The 25,380-nt window shown below is 38.5% G+C and carries 24 protein-coding genes, 1 pseudogene and 1 riboswitch; of the genes and pseudogenes, 19 read left to right on the top strand and 6 right to left on the bottom strand.

The genetic code is table 11. The annotated features are described in order from the left end of the window. A partial coding sequence (locus RG571_RS03075) for a polysaccharide biosynthesis C-terminal domain-containing protein (RefSeq protein ID WP_308947488.1) occupies positions 1–886 on the top strand: 886 nt, incomplete at its 5' end. A 303-nt stretch (positions 887–1,189) separates the two neighbouring features. Here RG571_RS03075 and RG571_RS03070 read toward each other — a convergent pair. Next, the gene (locus tag RG571_RS03070; RefSeq protein WP_215719730.1) at positions 1,190–1,939 is read right to left on the bottom strand and encodes a MurR/RpiR family transcriptional regulator; all 750 of its coding nucleotides are present in this window, start codon (positions 1,937–1,939) and stop codon (positions 1,190–1,192) included. Between the two features lie 142 nt (positions 1,940–2,081). Here RG571_RS03070 and pfkB point away from each other — a divergent pair. The 4 genes and pseudogenes from pfkB to lacD all read left to right on the top strand — a co-directional run bounded on the left by pfkB (position 2,082) and on the right by lacD (position 5,903). Continuing rightward, positions 2,082–3,032 (top strand): annotated as a pseudogene (pfkB, locus tag RG571_RS03065) (1-phosphofructokinase). Further along, positions 3,014–4,477 (top strand): PTS fructose transporter subunit IIC, encoded by a 1,464-nt coding sequence (locus tag RG571_RS03060; RefSeq protein ID WP_258430264.1) that lies wholly within the window; start codon positions 3,014–3,016, stop codon positions 4,475–4,477. The pseudogene pfkB and the gene RG571_RS03060 overlap by 19 nt, the downstream one beginning before the upstream one ends. Beyond that, a complete protein-coding gene (locus RG571_RS03055; protein ID WP_258430263.1) occupies positions 4,474–4,932 on the top strand; it encodes a fructose PTS transporter subunit IIA in 459 nt (152 codons plus the stop codon). The genes RG571_RS03060 and RG571_RS03055 overlap by 4 nt, the downstream gene beginning before the upstream one ends. Further along, positions 4,929–5,903, top strand: a complete 975-nt coding sequence (lacD, locus tag RG571_RS03050; protein WP_215719729.1) for a tagatose-bisphosphate aldolase — start codon at positions 4,929–4,931, stop codon at positions 5,901–5,903. The genes RG571_RS03055 and lacD overlap by 4 nt, the downstream gene beginning before the upstream one ends. Positions 5,904–6,081: 178 nt before the next feature. Here the strand turns inward: lacD and yidC are convergent, their stop codons facing one another. Both yidC and RG571_RS03040 read right to left on the bottom strand, forming a co-directional pair. Then, the gene (yidC, locus tag RG571_RS03045) at positions 6,082–7,032 is read right to left on the bottom strand and encodes a membrane protein insertase YidC (RefSeq protein ID WP_308947768.1); all 951 of its coding nucleotides are present in this window, start codon (positions 7,030–7,032) and stop codon (positions 6,082–6,084) included. 438 nt (positions 7,033–7,470) lie between these two features. Then, entirely contained in the window at positions 7,471–7,746 is a 276-nt protein-coding gene (locus RG571_RS03040) for an acylphosphatase (RefSeq protein ID WP_002289551.1), read from the bottom strand. 107 nt (positions 7,747–7,853) lie between these two features. Here RG571_RS03040 and RG571_RS03035 point away from each other — a divergent pair, with 107 nt between their 5' ends. The 4 genes from RG571_RS03035 (at position 7,854) to RG571_RS03020 (ending at position 11,730) form a co-directional block, all read left to right on the top strand. Beyond that, positions 7,854–8,618: an RNA methyltransferase gene (locus RG571_RS03035; RefSeq protein WP_002318947.1), complete on the top strand. Its 765-nt coding sequence runs from the start codon at positions 7,854–7,856 to the stop codon at positions 8,616–8,618. 122 nt (positions 8,619–8,740) lie between these two features. Further along, positions 8,741–9,244, top strand: coding sequence for an HD domain-containing protein (locus RG571_RS03030; RefSeq protein ID WP_002289559.1), 504 nt, complete (start codon positions 8,741–8,743; stop codon positions 9,242–9,244). A gap of 407 nt (positions 9,245–9,651) precedes the next feature. Continuing rightward, a complete protein-coding gene (locus tag RG571_RS03025) occupies positions 9,652–10,299 on the top strand; it encodes a FusB/FusC family EF-G-binding protein (RefSeq protein WP_029485906.1) in 648 nt (215 codons plus the stop codon). 41 nt (positions 10,300–10,340) lie between these two features. Continuing rightward, a riboswitch (Fluoride riboswitch) is annotated at positions 10,341–10,407 on the top strand. Positions 10,408–10,461: 54 nt separating this feature from the next. Beyond that, positions 10,462–11,730 (top strand): voltage-gated chloride channel family protein, encoded by a 1,269-nt coding sequence (locus RG571_RS03020; protein WP_002323015.1) that lies wholly within the window; start codon positions 10,462–10,464, stop codon positions 11,728–11,730. A gap of 26 nt (positions 11,731–11,756) precedes the next feature. On the opposite strand, the gene RG571_RS03015 is transcribed toward RG571_RS03020, so the two are convergent. The 3 genes from RG571_RS03015 to RG571_RS03005 form a co-directional block, all read right to left on the bottom strand. Continuing rightward, positions 11,757–12,956 carry a YdcF family protein gene (locus tag RG571_RS03015; RefSeq protein ID WP_002323014.1) on the bottom strand — a complete coding sequence of 400 codons (1,200 nt, stop codon included), beginning with the start codon at positions 12,954–12,956 and terminating at the stop codon, positions 11,757–11,759. Between the two features lie 118 nt (positions 12,957–13,074). Continuing rightward, on the bottom strand, positions 13,075–14,382 hold the full coding sequence (locus tag RG571_RS03010) for a serine hydrolase (RefSeq protein ID WP_002299522.1): 1,308 nt from the start codon (positions 14,380–14,382) through the stop codon (positions 13,075–13,077). A gap of 115 nt (positions 14,383–14,497) precedes the next feature. Further along, complete coding sequence (locus RG571_RS03005) at positions 14,498–14,620, bottom strand: hypothetical protein (protein WP_002296297.1); 123 nt, start codon at positions 14,618–14,620, stop codon at positions 14,498–14,500. Between the two features lie 232 nt (positions 14,621–14,852). Between RG571_RS03005 and RG571_RS03000 the strand changes: the two genes are divergently transcribed. From RG571_RS03000 to RG571_RS02955, 10 genes are all read left to right on the top strand, one after another. Beyond that, on the top strand, positions 14,853–15,971 hold the full coding sequence (locus tag RG571_RS03000; RefSeq protein WP_002322980.1) for a hypothetical protein: 1,119 nt from the start codon (positions 14,853–14,855) through the stop codon (positions 15,969–15,971). Between the two features lie 502 nt (positions 15,972–16,473). Then, positions 16,474–16,794, top strand: coding sequence for a hypothetical protein (locus RG571_RS02995; RefSeq protein WP_002323868.1), 321 nt, complete (start codon positions 16,474–16,476; stop codon positions 16,792–16,794). Positions 16,795–17,244: 450 nt separating this feature from the next. Next, positions 17,245–17,445, top strand: a complete 201-nt coding sequence (locus RG571_RS02990) for a cold-shock protein (RefSeq protein ID WP_002288762.1) — start codon at positions 17,245–17,247, stop codon at positions 17,443–17,445. 146 nt (positions 17,446–17,591) lie between these two features. Beyond that, on the top strand, positions 17,592–20,381 hold the full coding sequence (locus RG571_RS02985; protein WP_002291765.1) for a helicase C-terminal domain-containing protein: 2,790 nt from the start codon (positions 17,592–17,594) through the stop codon (positions 20,379–20,381). Positions 20,382–20,427: 46 nt separating this feature from the next. Then, positions 20,428–20,955 carry a DUF5590 domain-containing protein gene (locus RG571_RS02980; RefSeq protein WP_002348809.1) on the top strand — a complete coding sequence of 176 codons (528 nt, stop codon included), beginning with the start codon at positions 20,428–20,430 and terminating at the stop codon, positions 20,953–20,955. A 20-nt stretch (positions 20,956–20,975) separates the two neighbouring features. Then, entirely contained in the window at positions 20,976–22,166 is a 1,191-nt protein-coding gene (locus RG571_RS02975) for a pyridoxal phosphate-dependent aminotransferase (RefSeq protein WP_002291769.1), read from the top strand. 39 nt (positions 22,167–22,205) lie between these two features. Further along, on the top strand, positions 22,206–23,504 hold the full coding sequence (gene asnS, locus RG571_RS02970) for an asparagine--tRNA ligase (RefSeq protein ID WP_002291771.1): 1,299 nt from the start codon (positions 22,206–22,208) through the stop codon (positions 23,502–23,504). A gap of 280 nt (positions 23,505–23,784) precedes the next feature. Continuing rightward, positions 23,785–24,171 (top strand): iron-sulfur cluster biosynthesis family protein, encoded by a 387-nt coding sequence (locus tag RG571_RS02965; RefSeq protein ID WP_002291773.1) that lies wholly within the window; start codon positions 23,785–23,787, stop codon positions 24,169–24,171. Between the two features lie 168 nt (positions 24,172–24,339). Continuing rightward, positions 24,340–25,014: an SGNH/GDSL hydrolase family protein gene (locus RG571_RS02960; RefSeq protein ID WP_002291774.1), complete on the top strand. Its 675-nt coding sequence runs from the start codon at positions 24,340–24,342 to the stop codon at positions 25,012–25,014. Beyond that, positions 25,011–25,352 carry a hypothetical protein gene (locus RG571_RS02955; protein ID WP_002316395.1) on the top strand — a complete coding sequence of 114 codons (342 nt, stop codon included), beginning with the start codon at positions 25,011–25,013 and terminating at the stop codon, positions 25,350–25,352. Before RG571_RS02960 ends, RG571_RS02955 begins: the two co-directional genes overlap by 4 nt. Positions 25,353–25,380: the final 28 nt, after the last annotated feature.

Below are 25,380 nucleotides of genomic sequence, written 5' to 3'. Positions count from 1 at the left end.
AGTATGTTCGCAAATAAGTGTTTGGCTGTTTATTCCTAAGTATATTCATTTTGTAAAAGTAAGTATAAGAAATAGCTTTAATCACTTAAAGGGATCATTTGAATATTTTATACCGCAAATAGCTATTATGTTGTATACAAATTTGAATAAAACGCTTTTAGGATTTACTATGGGTAGCATGGCGGTTGGATATTTCACTAACTCATTGCAATTGAATACCGTTTTTATAACCATTATTACTACGTTAGACTTAGTGTTATTGCCTCATATGACTGGCTTTTTTGCAAAAGAAAATGTGACTAGAATCGTTCGAATGATGGAGAAAACTATACACTTACAATTATACTTTTCAATACCTATTATGTTTGGTATGCTAGCTGTTTATGACAAATTAGTGCCGTGGTTTTTTGGAGAAAAATTTATATACATTAATAATGTTATTCCTTATTTTTCAGCTCTAATAGTAATTATTCCGTTAGGTATGTCAATTTCCAGACAATATTTAATGCCGATAGGGCACGTCAAGGAATATAACAAATCAGTAATTGTTGGGGCCATCATCAATATCGTAGCCAATTTAATATTGTTACCAACTATTGGTTTTTTTGGTGTAGTTTTTTCGAATATTTTAGCAGAATGTTTTGTAACTTTTGTAAGGACTAGATCTTTCTTAAAGAGTACAGATTTTAAATTTGAATATCGTAAAATTGGAATCTTTTTGCTAGGCGGAATACTTATGTGCATAGTAACACGTTCTTTAACAAGTAATTTATCAAGTAGTATTTTGACTAATTTGATACAGTTTGCTATTGCTTTGCCTATTTATTTAACCATTACTACTCTATTTAAGGCAAATCCGTTCCTTGATTTATTAAGGAAAAAATAGTTTTTACAAGTAAGTTGATAATTAGAACTTTGTTCAATAAGAAAGTGATTTAAATAGCTTATAAGAATTGAAAAATGTGAATTTTCATCAACCCTAATCTGGAACAGAAAGCACAAGCTTCTGTTCCAGATTTTTTTTATTTCCTTTTGTTTATTTATTTTGTAGTATTTTTAGCCATGCTAAAGTACACGATAGATTTTATCTAAAATGGAAAATGAGACTAATAAATTATAGTAGCGAGATACGTAAAGCATTTTTTAACAGTTTTTCTAGCAATTGTTATCAATCGCAAATCAAATATCCTCAATTCTCCCCCATACGCAATACATAGGCGTCAAGCAGGATTCTCGCGATGATCTGGAGAGGCAAACGTGACCGTACTTCATAATCAGGGAAATAAGAAACTTCTGATTTGAAACCTACGAGATTTATCTCGCAATAATCTTTGAGTGTAGAGGAATGATTGGCTGTAACTAGAATTGAACCAATCTCTGCATCATAGCAATTCTTTGCGGCGGTGACGAGTTCTTTTGTCTCGCCGTTCAAAGAAACAAAAATAACACTGTCTTTCTTAGTTAGTTTCCGACTGATGCTTTTGATAATCTCTGGATCAGTATGCATTTGACAATTTTTTCCTGTTAATTGAAGTTTTACCAGCATTTCTTGGCCAATCATTTCTGAAAATCCTCGGGCAAAGACAAAAACCCGGTCAGCAAATTTGATTCTTTGTATCGCATCCTCAATGTTTCCGATTTCCAACATATTGATTGTACGTACCACTTCTTGTTCGTTTTTTAGAATGGCTCGGCGGATACCTTTGTCTACTTTATCTAAGAAAGAAAAATTGATGTTCTTGTTTTCTCCTTCTTTTAGATGATGCTTAAACGAAGTAAACCCTTCATAGCCTTTCTTTTTCATTGTCCGCACAATGGTGGCTGTTGAGACATTTGCTTGTTCACTTAGTTTCACGATGGAGTAGTTAGGGATCTCTAGGATATGGTGTTCGATAAAGTTCCAGAGGTACTGTTCTGTTTCACTTAATTTGTGATCCATATTCTTTCCTTCTTTCACCAAAAGTTAGTTAAAAAATAGCACGACGAGTTTATAAATGTAAAGGTTTTCTTTGTGTTGGAACGATTAAGAAAACATTTTCTCTTTCGCGTATTTCATAATAGAGTCAAGGAGGTCATTGGTTATGTCTATCTACACATGCACGATGAATTTGGCAATTGATCTATTTATTGAAACAGAGGAGATGCATCCTTTTATGGTAAATCGCACAAAAGAGGATGACATTCAGGCAAACGGAAAAGGAGTGAATGTGTCACTAGTATTATAGATGCTAGATTTCCCAAGTACGGCATTGGGTTTTTCTGCTGGGTTCACAGGAAAGTATATAGAAGACTATTTACAGCAGAAACAAATCCAAACAGATTTTATTGAAGTGCCTGGTATGACGCGTATCAATGTATTTACACAAGTCAATCAAACGGGAGAAGAATACAAATTAGTGAATCAAGGACCTGAAATACCGCAGACAGCTGTCCATAATTTTTTAAATCAAATAAGAGTATTACAAGCAGAAGATTATCTTTGTGTTTCTGGGAGTTTACCAAAAGGGCTGTCTCCAAAGGTTTTAATAGAAATCAGTCGGATTTGTCAGGAAAAGGGGATTCATTTGATTATTGATAGTAGTGATCAAGAAGTCATGGATTGTTTACCCTATCGACCGTTTTTGCTGAAACCGAACGAGGAAGAACTTTCTTCTTGGTTCGGACGAAAAATGGTTACAGATGAAGATTACTTTGTTTATGGACAACGACTAGTAGAGTTAGGTGCAGAAAATGTTTTGTTATCCCTCGGTGAGAAAGGAGCAATTCTTTTTACGAAAGACAGGGTGTTTCGAGGAAACTCGCCAAAAGGAAAAGTTGTCAATACAGCATGTGCAGGTGATACCATGTTAGGCGCTTTTTTAGCAGGATACATGAATCGACGACCGCTTGATGAAACGTTACGTAAAAGCATAGCAGCAGGCAGCTCAACCGCTTTTCGCAAAGGATTAACAGATTTTTTAGATGTGGAGGAATTAAGTAAACAAATCAAAATCAGGGAAGAGAGGTTCGAAAGATGGGAAAATATCAACTAATTGCAGCAACCGGTTGTCCGACAGGAATTGCGCATACCTACATGGCGCAAGAGGCATTAGAACAAGCAGCTAGGAAAAAAGGCATCACGATCAAAGTAGAGACCCATGGACAAATTGGGATCGAAAATGAATTAACGGCTGAAGAAATCAAACAGGCAGATGCTGTTATTATTGCCGCAGACAAAGATGTCCATTCAGAAAGATTTGCGGGAAAACGAGTCATTGATGTTTCTGTCAGTACAGGAATCAAGGATGCACAACGGCTGATTGACGAAGCATTGGCAGGAAAAGGTACTGTCTTAGCAGATAATGAAGCTGCTGATACTTTAGAACCAGAAGCGATGAGTGGTGCTAATTTTGGTCGTAGCATCTATAAAAATTTGATGAATGGTGTCTCTCATATGTTGCCTTTCGTGGTAGCTGGCGGAGTATTGATTGCTATTTCATTTGCCGTTTGTGGAATCTATTCTTTTGATCCAGATCATGCACAATACAATGCTACAGCGGCGATGTTAAAAACGGTTGGCGATGCAGCAATGGAAATGATGGTTCCAGTTTTAGCAGCTTATATTGCAGAAGGGATCGCGAAACGTCTAGGGTTAGTCGTTGGATTTGTTGGTGGAATCGTGGCCATGAATGGCGGTACTGGATTTTTAGGAGGTATTTTAGCTGGGTTCTTAGTAGGTTATTTTATCTTATTTTTGCAAAAGCTACTGACAATTTTACCTAAACAACTAGATGGCTTGAAGGCAATCTTCTTATATCCAGTTATTGGTGTAGCATTTATTGGCATCGTGATGTCTTTGCTGGCAGGTCCAATGAAGGCTATAAATGAAGGAATGATGAGCTTTTTAGCTGGATTTGAACGTTCGAATCCACTTGTTCTTGGCGTGATTGTTGGTTGCATGTGTGCGTTTGATATGGGAGGACCGATTAATAAGGCGGCATATGTAACAGGAACAGCTCTTTTGGCACAAGGAAACACGACTTTTATGGCTGGTGTGTCAGCAGCTTGTATTGCACCACCGTTGATTACTGGTTTTGCTACTTTATTGTTTGGTAAATATTTTGATACCAATGATCGTAATGCAGGTTTGGTTAATTTTATTTTAGGATCAACTCATATTACGGAGGGAGCTATTCCGTTTGCTGCGAAAGACCCGATCCGAGTATTACCAACGATGATGTTAGGCTCATCAATTGCTGCTGTCTTGACTTATTTGTTTGGCGTCCAAGTTCCAGCACCACATGGCGGTTTTTTAGTATTACCTGTAGTAACAGGAAAAATCCAATGGGTTACAGCGATTCTTATTGGTTCGATCGTTGGTGGAGTGATACTAGGATTAATCCAAAAGAAAAGAGTAACTGATGAAGACAAGAAGATGGATAATAAAGCAGCAAATCGTACAGTTATCGAAGAAGGAAGAGCAGGAGGCTTATCATGACAATCATTCATGAAGAGAACATTTTTTTACAACAGCCATTAGATAGTCAAGAAGAAGCATTTAAGTTTTTAGCAAAGCAAACATTCTGTTTAGGAATCGCTCATGACGAAAAAGAAGTATATCAAAAACTTCTAGAAAGAGAAAAAGAAGGTACTACAGGAATAATGTCAGGTTTTGCTATCCCTCATGCGAAGTCTCAAACAATCAACAAACCTAGTATGATTATCGTCACACTGAACAAAGGAATTGAATGGAACAGTTTAGATAGACAGTCAGTTGATTTTATTTTTGCGTTATTTATTCCAGATTCAGAAGCAGGAACGACTCATTTGAAATTATTGTCTCTCGTTGCACGAGCATTGATGCGAAAAGAGGTTACAGAACAGTTGAGAAAAGCAAAATCAAAAACAGAAATAGCCACAATATTAACTAAAGAAATAAGTGAAGATCTATGAAGAAGATGAGTATAGAAAAGCAGGAACGTTTGAAGCGATTGACGGATGAAGCTGGAATTATTAGCGCGTTAGCAATCGACCAGCGTGGTGCTTTGAAGAAAATGATCAACCAATATAAAGAAGCTACATCAGAAGACATCATCCAATTTAAACAGATGGTTTCTCAATACCTGACTCCCTATGCCTCAGCTATTTTACTTGATCCAGAATACGGCCTGCCTGCAGCAGCGCTTCGAGAGAAAGAATGTGGCTTGCTGCTAGCTTATGAAAAAACCGGCTATGATACGAAAATGCCGGGAAGATTACCTGATTTATTGAATATTTGGTCAGTGAAAAGGTTAAAAGAAGCTGGTGCGGATGCTTGTAAATTTTTATTGTACTATGACGTGGATGAACCAGCAGAGATTAATGTGCAAAAACAAATAGTTATAGAACGGATTGGTTCAGAATGCGATGCAGAAGGCATACCTTTCTTTTTAGAGATCCTTTCTTATGATGCAACTATTGGCGATCCGTCCTCTCTTGCCTATACAAAAGTAAAACCCCATAAAGTTATTGAAGCCATGCGAGAATTTTCAAAAGAACGTTATCAAGTGGATGTATTGAAAGTAGAAGTGCCAGTGAATATGAGATTTGTGGAAGGATATGGGCAAGAGACTTGTTATAGTCAAGCAGAGGCATCCGCGTATTTCTATGAACAATCGAAAGTGACTGAACAACCGTTTATTTTTTTAAGTGCGGGAGTCAATGCTACGCTATTTCAAGATACATTACGTTTTGCAAAACAATCAGGTTCGACATTCAATGGTGTCTTATGTGGGCGAGCAACATGGGCGAAGGGAGTGGCACCTTTTGTTACCGAAGGCGAAGAAAAAGCGAGTAGTTGGATGTTAGAAGAAGGAAAACAAAATATTAAGGAATTAAGTACACTATTAAAAGAAACAGCAACACCTGTCTACGTTGATAGATAAGAAAAAGTTGTTTCTTCATAAAAAGATGCTGCTGCAATTAGATAGCGATCAATCGATGATTCAAATTATACATTCACTTAAATAAAAATATCGACCAGATTTCTTTTTCAAAAATCTTGGTCGATATTTTTAATTGCTAAAACTGTTAATGAATTTTTATTACACTCTTATTTACTATCTACTTCCGCTTCTGCTGCTTTCCTGCGTTGCGGCCTTTGTTATTTGTACTGTTTTTTGGTTGTTTGATTTGTTTTGTTGCTTGTTTGTTGTCAGCTGGCTTTGCTGATTCTGTCACGTCTTTTCTTGGAGTGACGACTTGTTTTGGCGGGTTTTGTTTCAACTCTTCTGCCACTTGTGCTTTCAAACGTGGTTTCATCATAACGTTTGTGATGAATGTTTGCAGACAGCTGAACACACCACCGACTACCCAGTAAAGTGTAACGCCGGCTGGCGCACTGATCGACATGAAGACGATCATAGCAGGAGAGACGATCAGCATCGTACGCATCGTCTTTTTCTGTTCTTCAGGAATACCGATTGTTGAAATATATCCTTGAAGCAGATAAGCGACCCCTGCAATGGCCACAAGCACTATACTTGGTGAGCCTAGATCGATGCCGTAAAAAGATGATTCACGGATACCTTCTGTGTAGCGAGCCGTAAAATACAAGGCAGAGAAGATCGGCATTTGGATCAATAGAGGCAGACAGCCGATTCCGCCGGTCATACTCAATCCGTTTTCGCGATATACTTGCTGCATTTCTGCTTGTGCTGCCATTTGTTCTTCACGTGTTGTTGCAGCTTTTAGCTTTTGTTGTGCTGCTTCAACTTGTGGTTTTAACGCTTGCATTTTTTCAGATTGGATCATTGTTTTTTTCGATTGACTGATACCTAGTGGCAAGATGATGATACGAACGATCACAGTCATTGCAATAACTGCCCAGCCGTAAGACCAATTGAAATTCTCAACTAGATATGTAATCGCTTGGCCCATAGGATGGACGAGTACTCGATAAACGATTCCTGAAGTGTCAGGGTTTCCGTTTGAATCCATCCGCACACAGCCAGATAAAAAGAGCAGGATACTGACAAGTCCGGATCCCAATAACCAGTTTTTCCATTTATTCATAGAATACTTCCTCTTCTATAATTTTTACACAAACTTAACTATACTAAAAAAGCGCATGGAATTCAATCAACTTCATAGAAATTTCATATAAATATTCTTTCTTTTTCGTAGCGAAAAATTTTGAAAAAAAGACAAAAAATCAAGAAAGAAATACTTGGAAAGAAAAGAGTGATTCCAAGTGTTTCTTTCTTATTTAAAAAACTAAAAACTTTTTTGTTCTGTCTGGAAAATATGGGTTAAGCAAATTTATTGCAAGTTATAGATCAGCTTTTTTACTACCTATCTTTAATACTTGAGGCAAAGCGCCTCAAAAACAACCTGATCGACGGTGTTCAAAAGTCAGTTTCTCGGTATTAAGTCAAATTTATGCAAAAATGTGGAAAGCCATTTTCACAAAATTTTCCTTAATACTCAAAACTAAGCGACCTTTTCACAACCTTATCCCACCACATCAAATTTCTTTCGTTCCTCAATCATCGGATCTTCTTGGACATCCACATACTGCACTCGTCCACTTGGGCTCGGAGACTTCTTGACTTCTTCGATAAATTTTTGGATGATGTCGTCATTTCCGATTGCTTCGATTGTGACTGAGCCGTCGTCTTCGTTTTTTACCGTTCCGGTCACGCCTAACTGATCAGCAACCATCTTGGTCATATAGCGAAATCCCACGCCCTGGACACGTCCTTGGACATTCATTTTAACTTTGCGCATGTTCGTCACCTTTCTTTCCTGTTTTATAAATCAATGATACCGATTTTTTTAGGATGAAACAAGCTCAAGCACCTATTCCATGATATAATCAGGTGAGGTGAAGGAATGTGAAAGAGATCCAATCAGCAAAAAATCCAAGAATCAAAGAATTAAAAAAACTACATAAAAAGAAATACAGAGAAGAAAAGGCAGAATATCTTTTGGAAGGGTTCCATCTGATCGAAGAAGCTGCGTCGTCTGATGCAGAAATAAAAGAACTTTTTGTGACACAGAGAGGTATGAAAGAATGGGGAGACTGGCTGGCTGTAAACAAAGAGATTTCTACTTTTCTAGTTTCAGATGAGGTCATGACCGCTATGTCAGATCTACCTACACCGCAAGGGATCTTAGCGGTGATGACGTTAACATCTGAAGATACGCCAGATTTTTCAGGAGGCTGGCTTTTACTAGATAATGTACAGGATCCTGGAAATGTGGGAACGATGATCCGTACGGCAGATGCGTTTGGTATGGCTGGTGTTTTATTAGGTAAAGGAACGGCAGATATTTATAGTACAAAGGTGCTGCGAAGCATGCAGGGAAGCAATTATCATTTGCCTGTGTTACAAAAAGATTTGGCAGAAGTGATCCCTGTAATGAAAGGCAAAGGGTTTACGGTGTACGGTACAGAACTAAATGAAGAAGCACATGCATTAGACAAAGTAGAAAAAACAGAGGATTTCGCTATAATCATGGGAAACGAAGGTCAGGGAGTAAGTCAGGAAATCTTGTCTTTGACTGATCAGAACGTATATATCCCAATGAAAGGAAATGCGGAATCATTGAATGTCGGAGTCGCAGCAGGGATCGTTCTTTATCATTTTTCTTTATGATTAAGGAACTATTAAGCTTTAGCTATTTTATCTAGAGCGACTAGAATAATCCGAACACTGGTGGTATACTTAGATCAATTTCAGAAGAAAATGAAATTCAAAAAGGTGGCAGATCGATAATTATGACAGAAAAATGGCGTGAAGACGAAGAATATATGTCTTATGTACAAGATCTTTTAGAAACAGAAGCAGTGAAAAAATTAGCGAATTACACACAGCATGTTCATTCCACTCGTTTGGAGCATTCCATCAGTGTTTCTTACTATAGTTATCTGCTCGCAAAAAAATGGGGTGGCAATGCTAAAGCAACAGCGCGTGCTGGACTTTTGCATGATCTGTTCTACTATGATTGGCGTACGACGAAATTTGACGAGGGGACACATGCGTATATCCATCCAAGAATTGCTGTAAAGAATGCAGAAAAAATCACCGATTTGTCGGATCTTGAGCGAGATATCATTTTGAAGCACATGTGGGGTGCAACGATCGCACCGCCTAAGTATAAAGAAGGATATATTGTGACATTCGTGGACAAATACTGCGCAGTCAAAGAAGCGGCTCAGCCCATGTCTGCAAGTATGCGTAAGAGATGGCAACGTTACTTTGGGAAAGAATCCTCGATTTAACAGGTAAAACCAATAATAGACCATATTGAGGTTGTGACAGAAGTGGTCAGCTTCAAGAAATAAGAAGGAATTTACGAAAATTACTTCTCAAATTTTTGTGAAGTTTCGGCTTATTACTGCAGATGCAAGCTTTTGAACACCATTCATTCGAAACAAGGGACTTTGACACGACTTTTGTCACAGTCCTTTTTTCTGTTTGCAGTTGACTATCTGTTCAAGATACGGTTTACTTTTATTTATCGAATGAATCGTGTACATAGAATAATAAGCATTAAAGGGGGTGATGATAAGATGCAAAACGTATCTTATTTAAAAGAGTCCGGGATCTTCAGGTAACACATACTTTGCAGAAGATCACTTTTTTCTACAAAGTATGCACTTTGGTTAGAAGAAAGGACTTTAAAATCATGGAACAAACAATAAAACCATACCAATATTTTTTTATAATAAGAGAAGTAGAACAGTTATTAAATGCGTACTCATCTGTCAATGATCCAAAAACGGTACAAACAGTTCAGGCACTAGCAGCTGAAAAGATTCGAGACATATTAGATCACGAACTGCCAGAAATCGATACATTTTTAACGACAGTTTTAGACGTAAAACTGACAAAAGCGCAAGCAGAAAGAGCATTGGAGGAGCTGAAGCAAATCGTTCAGCCGTTTATGCAGCCTAGCAAACCACAAATCGAGAAATTATTCCGAAAAGTGAAAAAACTCAAACAACCAACTTGGAATGAAATCGACTTGCAAGAACATACGTACATCGGCTGGAATGATCCAGGTACGCAGAAAAAATTCATGGTCTATTACGAAGATGAAAAATTAAAAGGGATTAGCGGTACTTTATCACCAACGATAAATAAGGGAATCTGTGCAATCTGTCAGAAAACATCGAATGTTTCGCTTTTTCTTTCTACAACGAAAGCAGGTTCTGATGGCACGTATACGAAAAAGGGGAATTATATTTGTCATGATAGTGACCAATGTAATCAACAGTTAACGAAATTGGCTCCTTTCTATGAATTTGCTGAACGTGTAAAGAAAGAACGATAATTTTATTGTTTTTTACAGAAAAATATGCTATCTTTTAATGGAAGTGAATAGGTGATGGTGTTCGCCTTTAAATGCTAACGAAAGATAGCTAATGACGCCTACTAAAGTTTGGGGACAGCCCCTTTCTTTAGTAGGCGTTTTTTTATTGAGGAGGAATTTTTTATGGAAAAACAATTACCGAATCCAGTACGCATTTTAGTGTATATGCTGAAGTGGCTGGTGATCACAGCAATTCTCGGTATATTCATGGGGAGCTTGTCTGCTTTTTTCTTAAATAGCCTGACAGTTGTGACAGATATCCGACTATCACATCCTTGGCTCCTTTATCTACTACCAGTTAGTGGTGCGCTTTTTGCTTATCTCTATGCGTATCACGGCGGACTTTCTAGTCGTGGAAACAACTTAGTGATCGATCAAGGAAATGGTGGAGAAGAAAAAATCCCGTTGCGGCTTATTCCACTTACACTGTTTGGAACCATAACTACCCATTTATTTGGGGGATCTGTTGGCCGTGAAGGAACAGCAGTCCAAATGGGGGGAGCGTTAGCAGATAATACAGCACGTTTGTTCCGATTGGATAAATTAGAACGGGAAATCTTGATTATCAGTGGAATCAGTGCGGGTTTTAGTTCTGTATTTGGCACACCTTTAGCTGGAACATTATTTGGATTAGAAGTGTTGGCAATCGGGAAAGTCCGAACAGAAGCGATCTTCCCTAGCTTCTTTGCTGCACTGTTTGCAAATTTCATGACAGAAAGCTATGGTGTTTCTCATCTACATTACCAAATGGGTGTGATTCCTGAATGGAGTATGTTGCTGTTCTTCAAAGTTTTTGTTGCTGGGATTGCTTTTGGTTTGATTGGTTGGGTATTCAGCCGTTCAATCGTCTTTTTAAAAGCGCGATATGCACAATGGATTCCTCATCCTGTTTGGCGAAATACGATAGGTGGAGCTGTAGTTGTGGCAGCAGCATTGATTTTGCAAACACAACGTTATCTCGGATTGAGTCTTCCGTTACTTCAAGAATCATTTAATGGGCAGGCACATGTCTATGATTTTATTGGGAAGTTATTCTTCACAGTTTTGTCTTTAGGCGCGGGATATCAAGGGGGAGAAGTGACACCATTGTTTGAAATTGGTGCAACGCTTGGTGCAGCACTAGCGCCTTTGCTCCATGTTTCTGTTCCTTTTCTTGCAGGATTGGGCTTTATCGGAGTATTTTCTGGTGCGACAAATACACCGATTGCCTGCTTTGTGATGGGGATCGAATTGTTCGGTTCACAAGCGGCAGTATACTTCTTTATGATCTGCTTGATCAGCTTTATGTGTTCAGGCAACAGCGGTATTTATTCTGCTCAGCAAGTAGCGGTCAAAAAAGGGATACTCTTTTTGCCAATAGTTAAGAGAATGAAAGAAAAAAACAAGGTGTGACATATGTTTTGTCACACCTTGTTTTTTTAGAAAAGTAAAGTAATCAGCGATAAGAATGCGGAGCCTGCGAAAAGCAATCCGCAAATGATCATATGTCTTTTTTTGTTCATCATCAAGATGGCGATGTATTCTCTTAAAAACGCATTAGGCAAGTAGTAGAAAGCTGTTTTTGCACCAATACCATTTGCTTTCAATTTGGCTTGCCGCGCATAAAGACCGGCTCTAAAAATGTGGTAATTGTTGGAACTAAAGATCGCGCGGTATGGCCCTTTCATTTGCTGATCCATGATTTCCTTTGAATAGAGCATGTTCTCCAAAGTGGTTGTCGAATTGGTTTCGACAAGAATGTCTCTTTCAGGGATTCCTTGTTCCATGGCATATTGTTTCATCGCAATGGCCTCTGGTACTTTTTCGTCTGCTCCTTGCCCGCCAGACATCAATAAGATGGGCGGATTTAATGTAGCACGGCTTTGAGCCCGATAAAAAGCAATTGCCTTATTGATTCGCTTGGCTAGAAGAGGAGAAACTGTTTCTCCATTGTTCAACCCAGCGCCTAACACAACGATGAAGTCTTGATTGTATCGAGGCCGGTTGAACTGATACAAGAATGAGACAGTCAAAAAGTTGTAGAATACGATAAATAGATAGATCAAGATCAGGGGAACGCAGAAAAACAAAGCATTTATCCATTGCGGCAAATATTTTAACAAGAAAAAGTCAAAAACAAGAAACAGTGTAAGAAAAATGGCTAGTATCAACGTTAAAAGATTAGCTAATGAATGCGATTCTCTACGTAAAACTGTGACCCCGTTCCAAAAAAGAAAAACAATCAATCCATAAATACCAAATAAAAGGACAAGTAGCAATGGAATCGTGATCAAGGCGATCAGTCCGCCAAGGAAAATATTTTGCGTTTCATACAGCAAGACAAACAAGTAGATGCCGAAACTGATGAGGAAAACATTGAATAAAAGACCATTCAGCAGCCTTCGTTTTTCTGTGAAATAAGAAAAAGCAAAGATACTAAAGAACAACAATGGAATCAAAAAATAAAAGGTCGAATAAAAAATTTCCAACACGACAAAATAAGTTAAGATTACCGTAAATGTCCACGTACTGCCGTAAAAGAACAAGGAAGGATCCTTCTTCTGTTTTCGCCAATAAACGATAGAGAATACCCCAATAAGATAGAGAACTAAAAAGATCAGATCTCTGGTTAGATTCATAAATTCAACTCCTTTTTCTTATACAGTATAACGAAAATAGATGAAAAAAGCTGTTATTTAAACTAGAAAAAGCAAAAAAACATCTTTCCGATGGAAAGATGTTTTTCTTATTGTTCAATTAAAACAAGTTGCCGAAAAATTCTGCGACGCGTCGCCAGCCAATCACGAATATATTCGCTTTTTCCACTGTTTTATCCGTAATGATCTCTGTTGATGGTGCATTGTTGTCTTCTAAATAGCCTAATTTATCGTCTGCCAAGGTGATCGTAGCGGTACCGATTTTTGTACCTTTATCCATAGGTGCTTGGATCTCATTGTCAGTGACTTGCTTCTTGTCAAGTGTTGGCGTGATCGTTAATTTGCCAGTATCCATATCGTTTCGTACCCATACTTTTACAGGGCTTTTAAGCACAACAGGAACTGTTGATTCTTTTCCGTCTTTTACATCAATGGTTTTTAGACTAGGAATACTTGCGTTAGCTTTTCCGAGCTCTTTTTCTGACCAATTGTCATAGCAGTAGTCCATCAAACGGTCTGTTTCATTGAAGCGGGCACTCGGGTTTTCCGCATGGCCGTCCGCATTCAATACGACAGTGATGATCCGTTGATCGTTTTTAGTGATCGTACCAACGAAACAAGCACCTGCAAGCTCAGTCGTACCAGTTTTTAATCCGTCCACGCCTTCCTTGTAATTAACGAATCCTGGGAGCATCCAGTTCCAGTTGACCATTTCCACTGGTGATTGCGTATTTTCGCCAAACATTTGGGTCGTAGTACTTGATACATCCAGTATTTCTGGGAAATCCAAGATCAAATGGCGGGCAACGATGGCCACATCTTGAGCAGACATTTGATTTTCGTCGTTTTCTCCAGTGCCTTCTGGTCGGTTTTCGCCAAGATAAGAGTTGTTCAATCCTGATGCATTAACGATTGTTGCATCTTTGATTCCCCAATCTTTCAATTGTTCTTTCATTCGTTCAGTGAATTTAGCTTCGCTGCCAGAGATTTTTTCTGCCAAGGCCACCATTGAAGCATTGGCTGACTGGATGATTGCAGAGTCGAATAATTCTTTGACAGTGTAGGTGTTTTCTTTATGCAAAGGAACATTCGATAAATCTGGGGTGATACTCAAATTTTCTGCATAATCTGAAATCGAAACTTTATCATCCCATGATAGTTTTCCTTCTTTTACTTGATCAAGAACGATGTAAAGACCGATGATTTTTGTGATTGAAGCGATCCCCATGGTTTTTTCTCCATCTTGATCATAAAGAATCTTACCGCTTTGCGCATCTACAGCAAAAGCTGCTTTTGCATTTACTTTGAACGTATCTTCAGCTTGCACAGCAACAGCTGGTAGAAAAGAAGCAAGGCAAAGAATGAGACTAGCCAATAATAGGACTAGACGTGTTTTTTTTATGGACATATCCGATCTCCTTGTAATTAATTTGTTTCGCTACAAATTAAAATTTTATCAGAGAGGGGAGAGAGTTTCAATGTTTCTGAAAAAACTTTAGGATAAGAACGCGCGTTATGGAAGTTTAGCGGTCGTTTTTACGTACTTTTACAGGAATAGGCTGTGTTTCCGCATCTAATAAGCGGGAAGCGCTGAAAGCAAATAAACTGATAATACTTAATAAACTGAAAATCATAATCAAATGCATAAGATCCACCTCTTTTATTCTTTTTCTTAGTTTATCAGCATTTCATGAAGAATAGTTGAAGACTGGGGCTAAATAATTGAGGAAATTATGAAGATAACTTAAAAAAATAGCTAAATTTAAAACCGTAGAAACCGTTTTATTTTTTTAGATACGTTTTATTGTATGGAAAAATAGTGTTGTGGTAGACTTTAGATAGAAACAAAGGAATGATTTTTTTAGGAGGGGTACGTTTATGGCAAAAAAGGATAAAGAATTATTGTCACAATTGACTTCAGAAGGCGCTAAAGGACCATTCGTCACGATCATGCTGAATACGCATGTCGCCCATCAAGATGTGGAAAAAGATCAAATCAAATTCAAAAATTTTGCGAAAGAAGCAAAGAAACGTTTTGAGAAAAAATATTCCGAACATGACTGGTCCCCGTTCCAAGAAAAAATTGAAAATTTGTTAGGAGATCCTTCGTTTTGGCGTAGTGCAACTACGAGTGTAGCGGTCATTATAACTGCTGACCAAACCTATATCCATCGTTTGAGTATCCCGGTAGACGATCAATACTATGTAAGTGATCTTCCTTATTTACTGGCTATTATCAAAAATGGGCAGTTCAACTATTCTTATTATTTATTGGGATTGAACCGCGACTCCATGAAATTGTATGAAGTCAGCAACAAACAAGTAAAAGAAGTATCTCTACCAGAAGGGGCACCGGTTGATGTCGTTACTGCATTGGGATCTGAACTGACAGGTGGCGGTTTGAACTTCTCTTCTAATGGAGGAGGCGGAGCCCGAGATGGAGTAACTTTCCATGGCGTAAATCCAAAAGATGAAGAAGTAGAGATCGATTGGGTCAACTATTACCAAGCAGTTGATACGTACTTGAAGGATTCTTTCGAAAATCCTGAACAATGGCCGATTTATTTATTTGCTCTACCAGAAAATCAGACGATGTTCAAAAAAATCGCCAAAAATCCTTACTATTGTGCAGACGTTGCGATTTCTGCTTCTCCTGCGCAGCTATCCTTTAGAGATATCGAAGAAGGGGCGAAGAAGCTGTCAAGTGAACTAGCAACCCAAGAATCAAAAGAGTACAATAAACTTTTAGATAAGAAATTCATCGATCAGTTAGTTGATATCGTTCCAGCTGCGAAAGAAGGAAAAGTGTCACATTTATTTATCGCTACGTCAAACTTAGCTGATGGTTTCGGTGAAGATCCTGAAACAGAATATGATCGGCGTCAAGTGTTGAATGCATTAGCAGATGATGTGATCATTAATGGCGGGAAAGTGTTTATTTTGGATCAAAAAGATGCGCCAGATGAAAAGAGTCTGACAGCGATTCTTCGTTATTAAAAGAGGTTGTGAAATCAGTGTTTTGACCTGAGTATTAGAGAAACAAACGGAAAAATAGTTTCACATATTTTTCCGTTTTTTGAGCTAATACCGAAGGTCAGCTGATTAAACACCGTGTATGAGAGGTTGTGAAAAAGCTGTTCTGCATCAAGTAATAAGAACAGCAAGCAAAAATAGCTCTTCATATTTTTTGTTTGGTGGGCTTATTACCGTAGATGCAAGCTTTTGAACACCGTTTAAGGAAGAGGTTGTGACAGAAGTGGTCAGCTTCAAGAAATAAGAAGAGATTGACAAAAATTATTTCTCAAATTTTTGTGAAATTTCGGCTTATTTCCGAAGAAGCTACTTCTGGAACACCGTTTAAAAAAGAGGTTGTGACGTGGTCACGACCTCTTTTTGACGATTATGATACAAAAAACATCATTTATGAACAAAATGTGAATAACGGGCGTTCTTGAGATATGATTTTAATTGGGAAAAACTTATCGATAAGGAGGTCTTTATGAAAAAAAGACTGTTATGGTGTTTGCTGTTTCTATCCCTAAGTTTAACAAGTCAGCCAGTTTTTGCTGAAGAAACACAGCGGTCTCCTATTACAGGCACACGTCTGTACAAAAATGTTTATGTACAGACAACAGATCTTGATTCTGCGATTCCTGAAACAGAAGAACGGTCTTTGCAGCCAAGATTTGGTTACTTTTGGTACTGTCCGACCTGTGATTATGAAAGTTGCTGGCATTTCTTACATTCTACAGCTGCAGCTTTTGCTTTTACTCATACTCAGAAATATGATGGACATCATCCTGTTATTTATGAGGTATAGATATGGGCAAAAAAGAAAAACTAATCTCGTTGATCGTATTGGTTTGCCTTGTTCTTCTGGTCACTGTCATAGGCTATCAGAAATACCATGAGAACATCAGACCTACTAAAGAATCTTCCCCAGCCTCGACCGTTGAAACAGAACCGATAAGTAGTCAGAAAGAATAATTTTTTTAGTTTAAAGAAGAACATCAGAGCAAAAAAACACCAACTGAACAATATGTCGTTTATTTTAAAAAAAGTTCGGTTTTTCACTTTATGTAATCGCTGAGAAAACTTTTTTAATAAAAAAAGTCGAAAAACTCTAGCTTTTTTGTAAACGGTATGATATACTATAGGAGTAGTTTTTGTTCGGTAATCTGTGGTAGCTTGTTTCAAATAAACATCTTCCAGATATACACCATTCAAGTAATTGCAAAATATGTGTTGATACACAAGGAGGATTTTTATTATGGAAACAGGTACAGTAAAATGGTTTAACTCAGAAAAAGGATTTGGATTCATCACTGCAGAAAACGGAAACGATGTATTCGTTCATTTCTCAGCTATCCAAGGCGACGGATTCAAAACTTTAGAAGAAGGCCAAGCAGTAACTTTCGATGTTGAAGAAGGCCAACGCGGACCTCAAGCAACAAACGTTACTAAAGCTTAATTCACCTATACTAAAAATAAAAGTCCAGACATTTACGTGTCTGGGCTTTTTTGTCTTTTTTTCCTTAAAAAGCGATGAGAGTATTTTTCTGCACTTTGTAGTATAATTTCAAAAGAACATTAGAGGCAGGAGAAGAGGAAGATATTTTGAAACCAAGAACTTATGCAGTCGTTGATATCGAGACGACTGGGACGAATCCAAAAGAAGATCGGATCATCCAATTTGGCTGCGTCATGATTGAAGCTGGTCGGATCACTTCACGTTTTTCGATCGATATTCATCCAGGGCGGAAGATTTCAAAACAAATCCAGCATTTAACAGGGATCACGAATCAACGCGTCCAAAAAGCGCCTTATTTTGAAGATGTCGCCCAAACGATTTACAATCTTTTGGCAGACACCATATTTGTCGCGCATAATATTTATTTTGATTATAATTTTTTGAACCATGAACTCATGCGATGCGGACTTCCTAGTTTGAAGATACCGGGCATCGATACCGTAGAACTTGCACAAATTTTCTTGCCGACGGAACCAAGTTTTCGCTTAGCTGATTTGTCAGAAAGCCTTGGCTTTATTCATGAGAATCCTCATCAGGCGGATAGTGATGCCGAAGTGACAGGTCAGCTTCTTTTACTGATCGAAGAACGAATGAGGAAATTGCCGATCATCACATTAGAGCAGATTGCACGATTAAGTAGCCATACAGGAATGGATACGAGTCGTTTCATTTACCACGTGCTTGAAGAAATGAAAGAAAACCCGGAGCCCCTTGATCTCTCATTAGAAATCATCGATGGGCTAGCTTTGCAGAAAAAAGAAGTGGAGCTATTCACATCCGTCCATTATGGCGAGCGGACATATCCAAGAAAAAAACAAGAAAAAGAAAAAATGTTTGGTAAAACACTGATGTATCGAAAAGAACAGAACAGGCTGATGAATGCTGTCTACGATCATTTCACAAAAGATGAATCAAAAGATTTGATGATCGAAGCAGCTACAGGAATGGGCAAAACGATTGGTTATCTGTTGCCTTTGAGTTATTTGGCTACACCTGAAAAACCAGCTGTCATCAGCACCGTTTCGCTTGTTTTGCAGCAGCAGATCATGGAAAAAGACATTCCATTACTGAATCAATTGCTAGATCAGCCGATACAACCTGTGATTATCAAAAGCTATCGCCACTATATTGATTTACAGCGTTTTAAAGGTACACTTGTGGAACCGCCGGGACAAAAACAATATGCTTTGTACCAAATGGCTGTCTTAGTTTGGCTAACACAAACGAAGACCGGTGATTTGGATGAATTACATTTAACCAATCTGAACCATGCATTCTTTGCAGATGTCGCGCACAGAGGCACTGGGTTTTTAGCAAGGAATCAGTCGTTTTACAAACAAGACTTTGTGCGTTTCTTGCAAAAGAAAATCAAACAAAGCAATTTTTTGATAGTCAACCATGCATTTTTAGTACAAGAAACACAGCGAAAAGAACCATTGCTTCCAGCTAGTCCTTATTTGTTGATTGATGAAGTGCATCATTTGCCGGAAATTGCTGAAAAAGTAAATGACAAACGACTAAGTATTAACTACTTCCATAAACAAATCCAGCAACTGGAAGAGCCGAATCAGTTATTTGACCGCATACAAAGTTATTTGCCGAAGGAACATGAAGCCTTGCGCTGGTTGTCGATTTATCGAGAAGAACTCTCTGCACTATGCGAAGCGCAGATTTGTGTGGCAGAGGGATTAATGAACTTAGTAAGCAGCAAGCAGCCTAACGGACAATATCCAGAAGAAGTCATGATGACAAAAGAAATGTTGGATCAGCTGCCACTGGAATCTGGAACAGCAATGGATCATCTGCAACTTTTTTATCAAGAGATCCAACAACTACAATCACAGATGCGCTTGACTTTTGAGATTATCCAAGAAAGTTGGACCAACCAGATGCGGATCGATTTAGCAAGTTTATATAGCTTATTTGATCAATTAGACAAGCAATACTTGCTGATGGACCAATGGCTAGAAGACTGGCGAGATCATTTGATCCATTGGTTCGTTCCCGGGAATACAGCACAGCAGATGATTTTTCATCTCCATGATTTTCAAGCAGCTATGTTGCCGTCAACTGTGTGGTATCCTCGATATGACCATATTCTTTATATTGGAGGAACACTGAAGATCGGACCTAATCGACAGTATCTCTCTAAACGACTTGGCATTGAAGCAGCACCTCTTAAAGTGATTGCTTCTCCTTATGATTACGAGAAACAGGCAAGAATCTATGTGCCGAAAGAAGCACCTGCAGTCCATCAAGTCAGCAATCAAGCATATATCGATTATTTAGAAGCAGCACTCACAGGATTGATTGAACAAGAAGATCGGCCGATCCTTGTTTTATTCACTTCTCATGATGTTTTACAAAAGATATATCAGAAAATGCATTTGTCTATGCTAGAAAAAGGACGTGAAATTCTTGCTCAAGGATTTGGCGGGAGTCGGGAAAAACTTTTGAAACGCTTCATTTTGTCAGAAAAAAGCGTCTTATTTGGTGCTGACAGCTTTTGGGAAGGTGTAGATTTACCTGGAGATGCTTTGCAGATTGTTGTAGTCACACGTTTACCCTTCGACAACCCGTTACGTCCGATGGTCAAAGCTAGGAATGCTTATCTGGAATCAGAGGGGATCAATCCTTTTTATCAGGAATCCGTGCCTAAAGCAGCTTTGAAGTTACGCCAAGCATTAGGCCGTTTGATAAGGACGGAGACAGATCGTGGCGTATTACTTATTTTGGATCGGAGATTAGTCACTGCAAAATATGGTGCACGAATCATCCATGCATTACCGAAAAAAGTACCGATAAAAGAGCTAGCTATGGATGAAATCTATCAGGATATCCATGAATTCTTAAAGAAAAATGAAGAAGGAAGTTAAAGGTGCCGTCTTTTTTCATCATTAAAATCTGCTATAATGAAAAGGAATGAAGATAAAGGAGCGACGACCCTTGAAGAAAAAACAGACAAAGGAAAAAACGATTAATCGCGTATTGCTTGGCTTGATCGTATTTTTATTAGCGGTCATCGTGATCAGCTCGATTTTTTACTTGCGTTCCAGTCGTCCGGCGGTCCAGGCGAAAAAAGAAGCAGTAGAAATCGCAAAGAAATATGCAAATCTCGAGGAAGCCGATCATTTTTACTGGTTTACTCGAAAGAAAACGTACTTTTCATTGACGGGTACGAATGATAAAGGAAAAGAAATCGCCGTTATCATTCCTAAATCTGGTGAAAAAGTAAAAGTATTGGATCAAACGAAGGGATTGACTGAAAACGAAGCGAAACAAACAATTGCTGCAGCTCATCCTGAAATCCAAATCGAAAAAGCAGCTTTAGGAATGTACGATGATCAGCCTGTATGGGAAGTAGTAGGAAAAGAAACAAATGGAAAATTGAATTATTACCTGATTGGTTTTGAATCAGGAGATGAAGTCAAGACAATCAAGGGAATTTAATAGATAAAGGAATGAATGGGATGGAGTTATCAAAAAGAACGAAACGATTAGAACCATCTGTTACTTTGGCAGCTGCGGCAAAAGCCAAGGCGTTAAAAGCAAAAGGAAGAGATGTGCTGAGTTTGACTGTGGGAGAACCGGATTTTGCGACACCAGAAAACATCCAAGAAGCAGCGATCGAAGCAATCCGCAACGGAAAAGCTAGCTATTATACACCAACAGCAGGAATCCCAGAACTTCGGCAGGCGATCGTTGATTATCTGAAGAAAAATGATGGACTTGTCTATGAATCTTCACAAACGGTCGTAACAGATGGCGCGAAATTTGCTTTGTATACACTTTTTCAAACAATCTTGGACCCGCAAGATGAAGTCATCATTCCTGTGCCTTATTGGGTCAGTTACGGCGAGCAAGTGAAACTGGCAGAAGGCCTGCCTGTCTTTGTGAAAGGGAAAGAATCTAATAACTGGAAAGTTACTGTTGAACAGTTAGAACAAGCACGTTCAGGAAAAACAAAAGCCGTGATCATCAATTCGCCATCGAATCCGACTGGAATGATTTATAGCAAGAATGAACTGCAGGCAATTGGTGAATGGGCAGTAAAAAATGATATTTTGATAGTTGCTGATGATATTTATGGTCGTTTAGTTTATAATGGCAATGAGTTTACTCCAATTGCAACGATTTCAGAAGCAATCAAAAATCAGACCATCATCATCAATGGCGTGTCTAAGACCTATGCGATGACAGGCTGGCGCATCGGTTATGCGGTTGGGAATCCTGAAATTATCAATGGAATGATCGCTGTTGCTTCCCAATCAACTAGCAATCCGACAGCAGTCAGTCAATATGCAGCTGTTGAAGCATTGAAAGGTGAGCAAGATACAGTGGAAGAAATGCGGAACGCCTTTGAAGAACGCCTGAATACGTTATATCCGCTTGTGGCAGAACTGCCAGGTGTTTCTCTTGAAAAGCCGCAAGGAGCTTTTTATCTTTTTCCTAATGTAAAAGAAACGCTACGCATGTGTAAGTATGAGAATGTCACACAATGGGTAGAAGATCTTTTAGAAGAAACAGGGGTAGCACTTGTGACTGGCGAAGGCTTTGGGGCACCAGAGAATGTCCGCATGAGTTATGCGACTGATCGTGCTACGTTAGAAGAAGCGGTACGCAGAATCAAGCAATTTATTGAGAGTAAAAGTCAAAATTAATCCTGAAGAAATTCAAGGAATATAAAAGGAGAGTCATACGTGGAACAAATTCAAATCATCGATTCGAAAAACCATGTGGGAGAAACAGTAACAATCGGCGCTTGGGTCGCAAATAAACGATCAAGCGGAAAAATCGCATTTTTACAATTAAGGGACGGAACAGCCTTCTTCCAAGGGGTAGTGGTAAAAAGCGAAGTGCCAGAAGAAGTTTTCCAAACAGCTAAAAATCTGCACCAAGAAACATCTGTGCTAGTAACTGGAGAAATCCGTGAAGACAGCCGTTCAAAATTCGGTTATGAAATCGGGATTACAAATGTGGAAGTAGTAAGCGAGAGCCACGATTATCCGATCACACCAAAAGAACACGGAACAGATTTCTTGATGGATCATCGTCATTTATGGCTACGTTCTTCAAGACAACATGCGATCATGCAAATCAGAAATGAAATCATTCGTGCAACGTATGAATTCTTTAATCAACATCATTTTGTCAAAATCGATCCGCCAATCTTGACTGGTTCAGCACCAGAAGGCACAACGGATCTATTCGAAACAAACTACTTTGATCAAAAAGCCTATTTATCTCAAAGTGGCCAATTATATATGGAAGCTGCTGCTATGGCTTTCGGAAAAGTCTTTTCATTCGGTCCGACTTTCCGTGCTGAAAAATCAAAGACACGCCGTCACTTGATTGAATTCTGGATGATCGAACCAGAAATGGCCTTCACTCACCAAGAAGAAAGTTTAGAAGTACAGGAGCAATATGTAGCCTTCTTAGTACAAAATGTTTTAGATCATTGCGAATACGCATTGGATGTACTAGGACGAGACAAAGAAGTCTTAAAAACTTATACAAAATTGCCATTCCCTCGTATTACTTACGATGATGCAATCGAATTACTGAAGAAAAATGGATTTGATGACATCGAATGGGGCGAAGATTTTGGTTCACCTCATGAAACGTTCATTGCAAATTCATTCGAACAACCTGTCTTTATCCTAAACTATCCAAAAGCCATCAAGCCATTCTACATGAAACCACATCCAACAAGAGAAGACGTGGTGATCTGTGCAGATATGATCGCACCAGAAGGCTACGGTGAAATCATTGGCGGAAGCGAACGGGCAACGGACTATGATTTCTTGTTAGAACAAATCCGTAATCACGGTTTGGATGAAAAAGAATATTCATGGTACCTTGATTTACGTAAATACGGTTCTGTTCCGCACTCTGGTTTTGGTCTAGGTCTTGAACGAACAGTCACTTGGATTGCTGGTATCGACCATGTGCGTGAAGCTATTCCATTCCCACGTTTGTTGAACCGAATTTATCCATAAGAAGTGATGAAAAAGCTGTTTAGTTTCGAGTATTAAGAAAAATTTTGTGAAAATGGCTTTCCACATTTTTGCATAAATTTGGCTTAATACCGAGAAACTGGCTTTTGAACACCGTTTATTCTAAAAAAGAACTGCGAACTCTCGCAGTTCTTTTTTAGAATACGGGATAAAGGAAGTTTCCAGCAGACAAGAGAAGAAAGCAAAAGAAATTGCTATTTGATTCACAAGGTTCTATAATGAAATCGCAATCAATCCAACATATACAAAGAAGGCGATTCAAATGGAGATCCGATTTGATGATGCTTCTGCTGCTGAAATAAAGCAGCATCTAGCACCTGAAAACAAACTAATATTAACATTCGAAGATGGAGTAGGTCCGTATTCTCAGCATGCAATGATCCACATGCAAGTTCAATTCACCCTTGGAATCATTGGATCAGATATGTCGACAGAAAGTTATGACCAATCTATCCCAAGCAATCTAGGAGAGATATTAGTAAAGGGATATTCGTTGGCAGACTTAGATGAGCATATGAATATACGTTTTGATGCTTCTCGTCATATTTTGAGTTTGACGGGCGACAGTGGGCTGATTGACGGAAACTTAGGTCTGATCGATTTCACTGAATCAAACAACGAAGGAATCAAGAAAAATCCGGCACGTTAAGAAAAAAGCATAAAAAACTAGGCACTTGCTGAGTATTCATCCAATCGTTTGAGGAAACTAGGCGGGTGTCTTTTTTTATACATCTATTTTCGCTTTCGTCTTGGTAGAGCTTATGGGATAATATAAAGAAGAAAATCGTCGTTTTATTCAAAAAGGAGTTTTTGACAAATGAAAACACGCGTGTTATTTATTGGTGACAGCATTACAGACGCAGGAAGAGACCGTTCAGAAGCAACGGATCTAGGTAAAGGGTATCCGCTTTTGATTGCCGGGAAACTAATCTCACAATATCCAACGATGGAATTTGAATGTATAAACCGTGGGATAGGAGGAGACAAAATTGCAGATCTGCAAGCACGCTGGCAAAAAGATTGTTTAGCTCTGCAACCTGATTATGTATCGATTTTGATTGGAATCAATGATACGTGGCATAATACTGGAGATCAAGCTATATTCGGCACTGAGAAATCTGTGCAGCAATTTGAATCCGTTTATCGAGAGTTACTAAATGAACTTCAAGCAGCTGGAATCTGCAATATCGTCTTAATGGAGCCTTTTGTACTTCCTGTGACAAATGATCGTTATGGGTGGCGCAAAGACTTAGACCCTAAGATCCAAACCGTTCGTAAACTCGCAAAAGAATATGGCACATTGCTGATTCCTTTAGATGGGATATTCAATGCTTTAGGAATCGCTTATGGTTTTTCGAAATATACAAAAGAAGATGGCGTGCATCCAACGATTGGCGGACACGAGATTATTGCACAAAGTTGGATAGATGCGATTTCCGCAGTTGATTTTTTTAGTGGAAATAAAAATGAACGAAAGAAAAGGGAGAAATGATGGAAATACGAAGGGCAGTAAAAGAAGATCTCCCTCAAATCAATCAGCTGATTACTGATCATCCAGAATCATTCGTAAAAGTAAAAACGGCAGCTGAACTACATGATAGGAATAAACTATTGATCGTTGCTGTAACAAAAGAAAACCGGATCATCGGTTTTGCGCAAGCAGATGAACAGCAATCAGAAGAACGGGTGGATCAGCGACCAGCAGGAAAACTAATCCAACACACATTAGTAACAAAAGAAAAAACGGAAGAAATCCAAAAAAGATTTGCGGAATACTTGATGCTGGAAGCTAAAAAACGAAAAATCAAATCGTTTTTTGTCCAGTTCTAGTTCTAATTAAAAACAGTAATAAAAGGAG

The organism is Enterococcus sp. FR204 (assembly GCF_031143325.1).
In the GTDB taxonomy this organism is placed as follows: Bacteria; Bacillota; Bacilli; order Lactobacillales; family Enterococcaceae; genus Enterococcus_B; species Enterococcus_B faecium.
The sequence above is the reverse complement of the archived record's forward strand: the minus strand, read 5'-3'. Positions and strand labels throughout refer to the sequence as shown.

What these genes read in the sequence shown, in the direction of transcription:
- RG571_RS02960 (WP_002291774.1), top strand. Translation starts at nt 24,340, where the DNA reads ATGAAAACACGCGTGTTATTTATTGGTGACAGCATTACAGACGCAGGA.
- RG571_RS03025 (WP_029485906.1), top strand. Translation starts at nt 9,652, where the DNA reads ATGGAACAAACAATAAAACCATACCAATATTTTTTTATAATAAGAGAA.
- RG571_RS03040 (WP_002289551.1), bottom strand. Translation starts at nt 7,746, where the DNA reads ATGCGCAAAGTTAAAATGAATGTCCAAGGACGTGTCCAGGGCGTGGGA.
- yidC (WP_308947768.1), bottom strand. Translation starts at nt 7,032, where the DNA reads ATGAATAAATGGAAAAACTGGTTATTGGGATCCGGACTTGTCAGTATC.
- RG571_RS03015 (WP_002323014.1), bottom strand. Translation starts at nt 12,956, where the DNA reads ATGAATCTAACCAGAGATCTGATCTTTTTAGTTCTCTATCTTATTGGG.
- RG571_RS02955 (WP_002316395.1), top strand. Translation starts at nt 25,011, where the DNA reads ATGATGGAAATACGAAGGGCAGTAAAAGAAGATCTCCCTCAAATCAAT.
- RG571_RS03060 (WP_258430264.1), top strand. Translation starts at nt 3,014, where the DNA reads ATGGGAAAATATCAACTAATTGCAGCAACCGGTTGTCCGACAGGAATT.
- RG571_RS03055 (WP_258430263.1), top strand. Translation starts at nt 4,474, where the DNA reads ATGACAATCATTCATGAAGAGAACATTTTTTTACAACAGCCATTAGAT.
- RG571_RS02975 (WP_002291769.1), top strand. Translation starts at nt 20,976, where the DNA reads ATGGAGTTATCAAAAAGAACGAAACGATTAGAACCATCTGTTACTTTG.
- RG571_RS02965 (WP_002291773.1), top strand. Translation starts at nt 23,785, where the DNA reads ATGGAGATCCGATTTGATGATGCTTCTGCTGCTGAAATAAAGCAGCAT.
- RG571_RS03005 (WP_002296297.1), bottom strand. Translation starts at nt 14,620, where the DNA reads ATGCATTTGATTATGATTTTCAGTTTATTAAGTATTATCAGTTTATTT.
- RG571_RS02980 (WP_002348809.1), top strand. Translation starts at nt 20,428, where the DNA reads ATGAAGATAAAGGAGCGACGACCCTTGAAGAAAAAACAGACAAAGGAA.
- RG571_RS03020 (WP_002323015.1), top strand. Translation starts at nt 10,462, where the DNA reads ATGGAAAAACAATTACCGAATCCAGTACGCATTTTAGTGTATATGCTG.
- RG571_RS02995 (WP_002323868.1), top strand. Translation starts at nt 16,474, where the DNA reads ATGAAAAAAAGACTGTTATGGTGTTTGCTGTTTCTATCCCTAAGTTTA.
- RG571_RS03070 (WP_215719730.1), bottom strand. Translation starts at nt 1,939, where the DNA reads ATGGATCACAAATTAAGTGAAACAGAACAGTACCTCTGGAACTTTATC.
- RG571_RS02990 (WP_002288762.1), top strand. Translation starts at nt 17,245, where the DNA reads ATGGAAACAGGTACAGTAAAATGGTTTAACTCAGAAAAAGGATTTGGA.
- RG571_RS03000 (WP_002322980.1), top strand. Translation starts at nt 14,853, where the DNA reads ATGGCAAAAAAGGATAAAGAATTATTGTCACAATTGACTTCAGAAGGC.
- RG571_RS03010 (WP_002299522.1), bottom strand. Translation starts at nt 14,382, where the DNA reads ATGTCCATAAAAAAAACACGTCTAGTCCTATTATTGGCTAGTCTCATT.
- RG571_RS03030 (WP_002289559.1), top strand. Translation starts at nt 8,741, where the DNA reads ATGACAGAAAAATGGCGTGAAGACGAAGAATATATGTCTTATGTACAA.
- lacD (WP_215719729.1), top strand. Translation starts at nt 4,929, where the DNA reads ATGAAGAAGATGAGTATAGAAAAGCAGGAACGTTTGAAGCGATTGACG.